5 protein-coding genes are annotated in these 10,336 nt (G+C 62.8%); 2 read left to right on the top strand and 3 right to left on the bottom strand.

Annotated features, from left to right (window positions below; genetic code table 11):
* The 3 genes from VFZ66_08060 to VFZ66_08050 form a co-directional block, all read right to left on the bottom strand.
* The coding region (locus tag VFZ66_08060; GenBank protein ID HEX6289131.1) for a condensation domain-containing protein at positions 1-2,218 on the bottom strand (2,218 nt) is incomplete at its 3' end.
* 10 nt (positions 2,219-2,228) lie between these two features.
* Positions 2,229-5,651: an amino acid adenylation domain-containing protein gene (locus VFZ66_08055; protein ID HEX6289130.1), complete on the bottom strand. Its 3,423-nt coding sequence runs from the start codon at positions 5,649-5,651 to the stop codon at positions 2,229-2,231.
* 1,176 nt (positions 5,652-6,827) lie between these two features.
* The gene (locus VFZ66_08050) at positions 6,828-7,031 is read right to left on the bottom strand and encodes a hypothetical protein (GenBank protein HEX6289129.1); all 204 of its coding nucleotides are present in this window, start codon (positions 7,029-7,031) and stop codon (positions 6,828-6,830) included.
* A gap of 89 nt (positions 7,032-7,120) precedes the next feature.
* On the opposite strand from VFZ66_08050, the gene VFZ66_08045 reads away from it, so the two are divergent.
* Together VFZ66_08045 and VFZ66_08040 are read left to right on the top strand one after the other, a co-directional pair.
* Positions 7,121-8,107 carry a sulfite exporter TauE/SafE family protein gene (locus VFZ66_08045; GenBank protein ID HEX6289128.1) on the top strand — a complete coding sequence of 329 codons (987 nt, stop codon included), beginning with the start codon at positions 7,121-7,123 and terminating at the stop codon, positions 8,105-8,107.
* 504 nt (positions 8,108-8,611) lie between these two features.
* Positions 8,612-10,336 (top strand): alpha-galactosidase (locus VFZ66_08040; GenBank protein ID HEX6289127.1); only part of this gene is annotated, 1,725 nt, incomplete at its 3' end.

The raw sequence follows: 10,336 nt of genomic DNA, 5'->3' as shown, positions 1-10,336 counted from the left end.
CGCAGGTGGCGAGAAACGTCGCGATCGTCTCGATCATCTGGTCGTTGCGCAGCACCAGCGTCGCGCCGCTGGTCAGCGCAGTGTAGATCTCCTCGGCGCTGCCGTCGTAGTTGATGGAGGCAAACTGAAGCACGCGGTCCGCGGCGGTGATGCCATACGCGGCGCAGGCTACCTCGACATAGTTCACCAGGGAGCGATGCTCGATCAGCACGCCCTTGGGCCGACCCGTCGAGCCGGAGGTGTAGATGACGTAGGCGGTCTGCGCTGGCGCTACCTCGGCTGTGAGATGTGCTGCGGACTGTCGGCTGATCTGCGGCCAATCTGCACGGAGATCGACGATCGTGCCACGGAACCACCATGCCACAGAGTCGCTGAGCGTGGTTTTCTGGCGGATCAGCAGCACGCTGACCTGCGCATCTTCGACCATGAACCGGAGCCGCTCCTGCGGATAGGTGGGATCGAGCGGGACGTAGCAGGCACCCGCCTTAAGAACGCCCAGCACGCCGACGATCAGCTCAAGCGAGCGATCGAGGCACAGGCCGATCCGCTCCTCCGGCTGGACGTTCAACGCCCGTAGATAGTGGGCCAACTGGTTTGCGCGCCGGTTCAGTTCGCGATAGGTCAGCTGCTCACCGTCGCACTCAAGCGCGATGGCGTGGGGCGTACTGGCGGCCTGGGCCTCGAACAGCTGGTGGATGCAGCGCTGCTCCGAACATGGCATGGGCGCTTCGTTCCAGGCCAGCAGCGTCTGGCGCTCCGCTTCGGTCAGCAACGACAGCGCCGATACGGTGCAGTTGGGGTCTGCCACAAGGCTTTCGAGCAGCCTCTGGTAGTGACCGAGAAGACGCTCGATCGTCGCCTGCTCAAAGAGATCCGTCTTGTACTCCGCAACCGCACGCAGCCCATCGGGCATCTCCGTCAGCGAGAGCGTGAGATCGAACTTCGAGGTGCCGTTATCCACCCGCAGATACTCTACCTCCAGATCGCGCTGGCCTTGGGGCGGAACCGGCGCATTCTGCAAGATGAACATGACCTGGAAGAGCGGCGTGTGGCTGGGATCGCGGCGTGGCCGCAGCTCTTCCACGAGCTGCTCGAACGGCACGTTCTGGTGCGCGTAGGCATCAAGCGCCGTCTCGCGCACCTGCTGCAAGAATGCCCGAAAGGTAGGGTTGCCGGATAGATCGGTGCGCAAGGGCAAGGTGTTGAGGAAGAAGCCCATCAGGGGTTCGATGTCGACAAAATCGCGGTTAGCGATGGCGGAGCCGGTGATGATGTCTTCTTCGCCGGTATAGCGGTAGAGCAAGATTTGGAAGGCTGCAAACAGCGTCATAAACAGCGTGACGCCCTCGACCTGGCTCAACACATGAAGCTGCTGGGACAGCGCCGCCGGAAGGTGATAGGAGCAGAGCGATCCCTGGCTCGTCAACTCCGGCGGGCGCGGGTAGTCGCTCGGCAGTTCCAGAATCGGCAGCGTACCGCCAAGCTGGCGCTTCCAGTAGGCGATCTGCTCTCGCAGCACCGGGCCCTGGAGCCACCCGCGCTGCCAGATCGCGAAGTCGGGATACTGAATCGCCAGGTCCGGCAGCGGCGAGGGCCGATCGTTGACAAAGGCGTCATACAGAACGGTCAGTTCGCGCAAAAACAGACCGACCGACCAGGCATCGAAGACGATATGATGAATATTGAGCAGAAAGATATACTCTTGACGGGTACCCTCTGCGTGCAGGCGCAGCAGTTCGGCACGCAGAAGCGGACCACGCGCCAGGTCGAAGCGATGCCGGGCGTTCGCGGCGATCAAGCGCTGGACTTCCGTCGCCTGTGCGGCATGTGGCAGGCTGCGCAGGTCGATCAGGGGCAGCGGAATCGTGAGCGCTGGCGCCACGATCTGCCGAGGTTGGCCGTCGACCGCGACAAAGGTGGTCCGCAGCGCCTCGTGCCGCCGTATGATCTCGTTCAGGCTGCGCTCGAACGCATCCACCCTGAGATGACCTTTGAGCCGGGTGGCAAACGGCACGTTATACACGGTGTTGCCAGGGTCCCATTGATCAAGAAACCACAGGCGCTCCTGTGGGAACGACAGCGGGGTCGCCGCGCCTGGAGCGCGGGGGGTGATCAGCTCCCCTTTATCGACCGCGCCTTCTTCTTCAAGCAGATACGCGAATAGCTCAAGATCCTCCGCTGAGAGGCCAGTGTTGGGTGTGGTGCGGTCGCTGTGCATAGCTCATACCTCACTTCGCTTTTTTCTGCTGGAGCACACCGTGTCGCTCCTCCGGCGGTATGCGCCAAAGGCGCACGAGGGCGATCGCAACCCGGTCCATGTGTCCTGGCTGTCGCTCGTGGACACGGAGCTGGCGGGCAAGCGCCGCAACGGTGGGCGCAGCAAAGATGTCACGGACGGTCAGATGGACGTCGAACGCCCGCTTCACCCGTGAAACCATCTGAGTCGCCGTCAGGGAATTTCCACTGAGGTCGAAGAAGTTGTCTTCGACGCCAATGTGCGAAAGCTGACATATATCTTGCCAGATAGTCACGAGGGCTTCCTCAAGGGGTGAACGCGGCGCCACAAAGGGCGTGCGGCGGCTGGCCTCGACCCAGTTGAGCCTCGATAATGCCGCGCGATCGATCTTGCCGTTTGGTGTCAGCGGCAGCGCATCCAGCACCAGGATCGCCGTTAGCAGCATATAGTTGGGGAGCCGGGTTTGGAGAAACGTATGCAGATCGGAGCGCAGCGCGTGATCACGGCTAGCTGCCTGGCCCTTGACGACATAGCCAATCAATCGCTGTCCGCCGGCTTGACTCGCATGCACCATCACGACGGCGTCGCGCACCGCAGGATGCTGCCGCAGCACGGCCTCGATCTCGCCCAGCTCAATGCGGAAGCCGCGCAGCTTGACCTGTTGATCGGTCCGGCCCAGAAACTCAATATTTCCATCCGCCCGGTAGCGCGCCAGATCGCCCGTGCGGTAGAGGCGTGCACCCGGCCGGGTGCCCTCTGGGCGGCTGAATGGATCGGGCAGGAACTTCTCGGCGGTCAACGCGGGCTGGTTGAGATAGCCACGCGCCACGCCCACGCCGCCGATGAAGAGTTCACCCGGCACGCCAGGCGGCGCAGGCTGCCCGCAGGAGTCGAGGACATACACCCGGATATTCGGGATCGGTCGTCCGATCGGGACGTTGGCTCCGTCCTCGAGCGGCTGCGTCACGAGATAGCAGATCGGGCCGATCGTCGCCTCGGTCGGGCCGTAGGCGTTGATAAACCACCGCGCTCGTCCGTCCGGGTGAGTTCGCCAGCGCGCCGCCAGACGTGCGGCGCAGGCTTCGCCTGCCGAAATCAGGGTTTGCAGATCGGGCAGATCTTCGGGTGGCAGCAGCGCCAAGAGCGAGGGCGGCAGCGTCGCAGTGGTGATCGCCTGATCGCGCAGGACACGCGCCAGATCGGGCGGAGACAGAATCACCTCGCGCTCAACAAGGTGCAAGCGTGCTCCGGCCGCCAGCGCGGTGAAGATCTCGGAGGCCGAGGCGTCGAAGCTCAACGAGGCAAATTGCAGCACCCGACTTTCCGGCGTGATGCCAAACGCCGCAATCTGCGCCGCCACCAGATTGCACAGCCCGCGATGCGGGATCAACACACCCTTGGGCCGTCCCGTCGAGCCGCTGGTGTAGATGACATACACCAGGTGATCGGCTGTGGCATTGCTGGTAGGATTGGTCGCTGCCTGTGCGGCGATCACGGGCCACTCGGCGTCCAGACATACGATGCGCGCGTGCGTTTGCGGAAGCTGCCACTGAAGGCGTGCGTGAGTCAGCAGCACCGGAACCCGCGCGTCTTCAAGCATCAACTGGATTCGGTCGGGGGGATAGGCGGGATCGAGCGGCACATACGCGCCGCCCGCTTTGAGGATGCCCAGCACGCCAATCACAAGATCGAGCGAGCGCTCCACACACAGGCCCACCCGCGCATCCGGCCCAACGCCGAGCGCCTGCAGATAGCGCGCGAGCTGGTTCGCCCGCCGGTTCAGGTCGGCGTAGCTCAATCGTTGGTCGCCCATGACAACGGCTGGCGCGTCTGGCGAACGGGCCGCCTGCGCCGCGATCAGCGTATGCACGCACACGACGTCGGCAGCGGGTGCTGACGTACCACTCCAGGCCAACACCTGCTCACGCTCGCTCGCTGGCAGCAGCGGCAGCGCCGCGATCGGTCGCTCCGGATCGGCGACAATGTGCTCAAGGAGCATCTGGAAGTGCCCAGTCATGCGCTCGACCGTCTCAGGATCGAGCGCGGCAGGGTTATACACCCAGGCACAGGTCGCGTCTGCTTCGGCAATCGCCAGGATCAGATCGACGGGTGCCAGCGCATCTGTCAGGTTGGCAACCTCGACCACGCCGACGGGGAGCGCCGGGCCGCGCCGCCGTTCGGGAAGCGCCCGCAGTAGCGGATAGCGCAAGGTGATATCGCGCGCATACGTTTTGCGCTGTTCCATCTCAGCTGCCTGCGCGTCCAGCGCGTGAGCCAGATCGTTGTAGGAGGCGTTCGGCGGTACCTCAACCCGCAGCGGCAGCGTAGATGCAAACATGCAATCCAGGTCGCCAAGCTCGCCACGCAGCGCGGCGGAGCTAAAGCCGAGATCGAACTGGTCCATCCTGCTAATCCGCGCCAGATACGCGACGAAGGCCGCGCGCAGAAACGATCGAACATCTTCCTGGGAGCGTGCCAGATAGGAGCGGACAGAATCCGGGATCGGCATCGGCATCTGAGCCGACTTGACGGCGACTCCCGCTGCGCGCCGCTCCACGAGCGGTAGCACGATCGGCTGGAGCGCTGCCAGCCGTTCTGCCCAGAACGCTTCGTGACGACCGATCGCGACCTGCAGCGCGGTCAGCCGATCGGCACGCTCATGGGCCAGCTCAGGGAGCTGATCACCCTGGCGCAGCCCAAAGGTCGCCATGAACTCGGTCAGCGACAGGTCTTGCCCGTCGACGGTGAGCAGCTTCCGCAGTGCAATATCAGTCGTCGTGGTTGCAACGTGGAACGCCTCCCGGTCGAGGCGGCAGACCGTACCAGGCGCAGCGGTCGCGCAGGTATCCAGCTCGTCGAGTTCCGCAATGATCACCAATTCGGAGCCGATCGCCAGCTTGGGCAGGCCCATCACATTGGGATACGGGCCAAAGTCCAGGGCACGGGCAAACGCGCCGATCGCTTCGGCTGACTGCTGCCAGGAGATGACCCCGCCCATCGGCGGACGCTTCGATTGCGCAAAGAAGCTGCGCTCAGCCAGATCCTGCCGGATCGGCATCATCCGGTCGGCGGCGAGATCGTCGATTAATTCGGCAAATGCCTGGATCGCCGCCTCATAGCACTTGGTATTGAGCGTAAGCGTCGTTTCACGCGGCGCGATTTCAACCATGCGCTGCTTAAGGATATCGCCTGCATCGACCTGGACGCTCATCTCGTGCCAGGTAATGCCATGCGCGGTTTCCCCGTTGATCAACGCCCAGAAGGTCGCGAAGCTCCCGGCATACTGTGGCAGCGGCGCATCGTGGTAGTTGATCGCGGCTTTACGTGGCAGTGTTAATAGTTCAGCGGAGAGGATCACCGGATTGACGATACTAAACAGGTAGTCGAACGGCTGCCGACCCATAAACTCACGCATATCAGCTCGTGGGTGCGTGTGCGGAATACGGTGTTCGTCTGCCCAACGCCGAATTGCCGGATCTGCGGAGATAACGCCATGAATGGTGTGACCCTGCGCGATGAGCATGGCTGCGCACTGGATCGGAAGGCTGCCTTCGCCGATGATATAACAGCTAAATGGAGTGGAATGTAGCATGGTGACTCCCCAGGTCAACACAAGACCGTTTCATGCGCCTGTCTCGGTCTTCCAGTTCCGTTCGGGCCGCTTCCGATCGACGAGTGATCGCTTCTCTTCAGCCGATGTCCTCGGATGCGCTGTAACACCCTGGCGATCTTCGTGGTCTGGCCCAGCCATGCCTTGGAGACGATCATCGACTCCGCCATAGTCGCTCGCCTCGATGAGACTCGGTGAGCTATTACGGCTCCTCCATGCAGGCCAGCTCTGGAAATGCTGCATCTCTGTCTAGGAAACCATATCCATCCCAAAATGCGGGATCGGTTTCCGATCCAAAAAGCGATCCAGTTGGTAACAGCACCCCTGGGGGACGAGTGCTTTGAAGATCGTCACCGTCAAAAGGATGTACCTCGCACGAATGATCGTCCATCCAGCGAGTCGCGCCCACCGGCGTGTTCTGTCTGAGGCGTCGTAAAGGTAGGCTCTTGAGAGTTTGATTTGGGGGTGATGGGGTTGAACGAATCGTCTGGTACCAAACTGGGTTCAACCAATGGGTTGGCGATTCGTGTACATACGTCCACAATTGCGATACGCTGTTTCCCAATGTTGAACTGGTGATCATGCCGCGGGTGAACCATATCCCCCAGATAGAGGATCCGGTTCAATTCAACGAGATTGACGAGGCTTTCCTGCGCACGCCACACCAGTGATGCTACCCCGTGCCAGGTGGTGAGCAGCCGACGGCTTCGCTGCCCCAGAGTATTGCGGCGGGCGGCCCGACTGGTGTAGCTTCGACGCTGCTTGCGCTGGCGAGGATGACGCGCCGGGTGCGACGCACGCGCCCGATCCGGCACATCTCATCCAGTTTGTATGACCGCCCCTTTGGACACTCCCGGTGTTTCCTCAGTATTGACAGCATGCTGCCGCTCAGAGATACTAGGGGGTACGGCTGCGCACATCGTGGGTAGTCAGGATCAGAGGAATACCCGAAGGGATGTATGGCACGCTTTTTTTACTCATTCAACCATGCGCACGCTGCCAGTCCATCACCGGGCGTCCCCAGCGCGGGTACTCATAGATGTCCTGGTGCTTGCCAGTCTTCCACTGACGCTGTTCTTGGTGTTGCCAGGGGTGGCACACCTCCTCCGCATCGCTCCGGCTACCTTCCTTGCCGCCCAGCGCACGCCGGTCGTGCGTGGTGCGCTGGCTCGTCACACTCCTCATTGATCTCCCGATGGTGCTCCCTCCATCCGTCGTCGGCCTGGGATTGCGCCTTGCCGTTGGGTCACGTAGGCTGATCGGTTCCTTTCTGCATGCCCTTAGGATTCATGTTGCCTTCACGACCGCCGCCGTTTGCTGGCGCAAACCTTCGTCGCCGCACCGTTCTCTGTGGAGTGCTGGCGGTCAACGTCATCCTCCTGCACTACCCCCTGATCTCACATAAGGAAGCACGCCGCATGGACGCTCCAGAGCCTATTCACGCCGTTCCTGGTGTTCGTCGAAATCGTTCACGTCTGGCCTTCGTTGCCGCCATTCCTATTGCCGTCCTTGGCGGTCTTATTGGTCTGGGTGGTGCCGAATTTCGCCTCCCTGTGCTGGCTGGCCCACTCGGCTACCTGGCCCGGAAAGCGGTTCCGCTCAATCTCGCCGTCAGCTTGACGACCATCATTGCCTCGCTGGCGATCCGGGGCAGCACACTCTCACTCACATCGCTGATCCCGTTCTGGCCCGCGATCCTCGCACTCATTGCGGGGGCGATGGTGGCGGCCTTCTTTGGCCCCTCCCTTGCTGGTCGGCTGTCGAACGCGCAACTGGAGCGTGTCATCCTGGTGTTACTGGTCGGCATTGGCGGCGCGCTCATCATTGAAGGGTTTCTGCCCCAAGACGTGCCGGGGCTGCTGCCACCAGCACACGTCTGGCGGGTGATCGCCGGCGTTGCCTTTGGGTTGGCGATTGGCCTGGTGAGCAGCCTGCTCGGTGTGGCGGGCGGCGAGCTTATCATTCCGACGCTGGTGTTTGCCTTCGGCGCGGACATCAAGACTGCCGGGACGGCCAGTTTGTGCATCAGCCTGCCGACCGTGCTCGTTGGACTGGTGCGCTACCACCAGCGCGGTCTGTTCACGGAGCGGCGCGATCTGACGGAAACCGTCGCTCCGATGAGCGCCGGATCGGTGATTGGAGCGATCATCGGCGGGCTCCTCGTCGGCGTTGTGTCGGCAGCGGTGCTCAAGGTTGGCTTGGGCGTCATCCTCATGGTTGCGGCGCTGCGCAGTTTCCTGCGGCCCCACCATGCCGCATGACACACGTGGCTCAGCGAGCGTGGGTGGCGTCGAGAACGTGTTGCAGCCGCCACGACCCGGCCAGGCGTATGCCGGAGGCCCGATCACATTCGTTGACCAGGAGTACAATGAGGCAACACGGGGCGAACCGGAGGATCACAAGCTACGTGGCGTCGTGCCGGTAGACTTAAGCGCATGGACGCGGTGCGCTGCAACGCGGTCATCAGCGGTGATGTTCCACGCGGCGACGAGGTACCACACCGCAAGATGTATGCGATGCGCTTGGAGGGAACCCAGTCGCGCCTGCCTGACGATCATAAGCGCCCTTCACGCAGGAAACCCTGATCCGTCACGCGGAAGATCGTGACGAGCACCGTCGACTCGTGGAGGTGCTGAATGGACGAGTCTAGCCGATCGCGATCAGTGCCTTGGATAGCCGTAGCCTGACCAGCGCGCTCACGATCACCGAAACCAACATCGGTCGGGTGACGCGCGTGGAAACAACGATGGAGGCGAAGGAATACCATGCAGATCGAAACTCTTTCCCTGTTTACGTTTGCGGACACCACGGCTCGCTTCCTGCGAGATTGCGCTACCGGCTGCGTCGGCATGGAATTGTTTCCAAGCGCAATGGCCGATCAGCTCGTTCCCCGCCGCTCAACGGTGTTGGACGATCCGGAAATCGACGCGATGCCGGGCATTGGGCCGTTCCCGGCATGGGAGGTCGATCCGCTGGCCCACGTCAAGATCGTCGGCGACTCGTACTCCGGCGGGTTCGCGCAGGGTCATACCATGCGCAATGCGCCTTCCATCGCCGCCTTCCGGCTCGCAGAGCAGAACGTCGAGCGCGACGGGATGAAAACAGCCGTGGTCACGACGCTCCACAGCGATGCCGGGCATCGCATTGAGCATCGCCTATCATGGCAGGCGGGCGATGCGGCAGCGGAAGTGACGACGACCTTTATCAACGATTCGCCCCGACCGGTCACGCTGGAGTTGCTGACGAGCTTCTCGCTGGGCGGCATCACCCCGTTCCATCGGGCCGACGCGCCAGGGCGGCTGCGGGTGCATCGCTTTCGCTCGGTGTGGAGCGCCGAGGGCCGGTTGGACACACGCAGCATCGAAGCGCTGCATCTCGAACGCTCGTGGGGCGGCGCGGGCGCGTATAGCGAGCGCTTCGGCCAGATCGGATCGATGCCGGTGCGCCGCTGGTTTCCGTTCGTCGCCGTCGAGGATACACGGGCCAGCGTCCTCTGGGGCGCGCAGCTCGCCTGGGCCGGATCGTGGCAAATGGAGATCTTTCGCCAGCACGATCCGGTGTGCATCTCGGGCGGGCTAGCTGACCGCGAGTTCGGCCACTGGATGAAAACGCTGGCGGCTGGGGAGTCCCTGACCTCGCCGCCCGCGACCATCGCCTGTGCGCAGGGCGATCTGGACGATCTGTGTGATCGCCTGACCGCGGTGCAGCAGCGCGCAGCGGACGCGCAGCCAGCGATCGAGCAGAGCCTGCCGATCATCTTCAACGAATGGTGTACCACCTGGGGCGATCCCAGTCACGACCGCGTGCTGGCGCTCACTCGACGCTTAAATGGCTCGCCGGTGACATACGTCGTGATCGACGCCGGCTGGTACAAGGGTGAGGTTGGCGACTGGTTCAGCGCCCACGGCGACTGGATTCCAAGCCGCACGCTCTTCCCCCAAGGATTGGAGGCTACCGCAGCGGCGATCCGCGCGCAGGGCCTCATTCCTGGGCTGTGGTTCGAGATGGAAACCGTCGGCATCTATTCAACCGCCTTTTCACTGGTCGACCACCTGCTCAAGCGCGACGGCATTCCCGTGACGGTCCGCAACCGTCGCTTCTGGGATTTGAACGATACGTTCGCCGTGGCGTACCTGACCGAGCGCGTGATCGGGCTGCTGGAGCGCTGCGGCTTCGGCTACCTGAAAGTCGATTACAACGAAACCATCGGGCTCGGCAACGAGGGCACAGAGTCGCTCGGCGAAGGCTTACGGCGGCAAGTTCTGGGCACGTACCGCATGTTCGAGCGCATCCGTACGCGGCTGCCGCATCTGGTGATCGAAAACTGCGCGTCGGGCGGCCATCGTCTCGAGCCGTCCATGCTGGCCCGCACCGCAATGTCGTCGTTTTCCGACGCGCACGAGGTCGTTGAAATCCCGATCATCGCGGCGAGCCTGCACCGCTTAATGCTGCCGCGCCAATCGCAGATCTGGGCTGTGCTCAAGGCCAGC

The organism is Herpetosiphonaceae bacterium, assembly GCA_036374795.1.
Lineage (GTDB): Bacteria > Chloroflexota > Chloroflexia > Chloroflexales > Kallotenuaceae > LB3-1.
The sequence above is the reverse complement of the archived record's forward strand: the minus strand, read 5'-3'. Positions and strand labels throughout refer to the sequence as shown.

What these genes read in the sequence shown, in the direction of transcription:
- VFZ66_08055 (HEX6289130.1), bottom strand. Translation starts at nt 5,651, where the DNA reads ATGCGTGAGTTTATGGGTCGGCAGCCGTTCGACTACCTGTTTAGTATC.
- VFZ66_08050 (HEX6289129.1), bottom strand. Translation starts at nt 7,031, where the DNA reads ATGAGGAGTGTGACGAGCCAGCGCACCACGCACGACCGGCGTGCGCTG.
- VFZ66_08045 (HEX6289128.1), top strand. Translation starts at nt 7,121, where the DNA reads ATGCCCTTAGGATTCATGTTGCCTTCACGACCGCCGCCGTTTGCTGGC.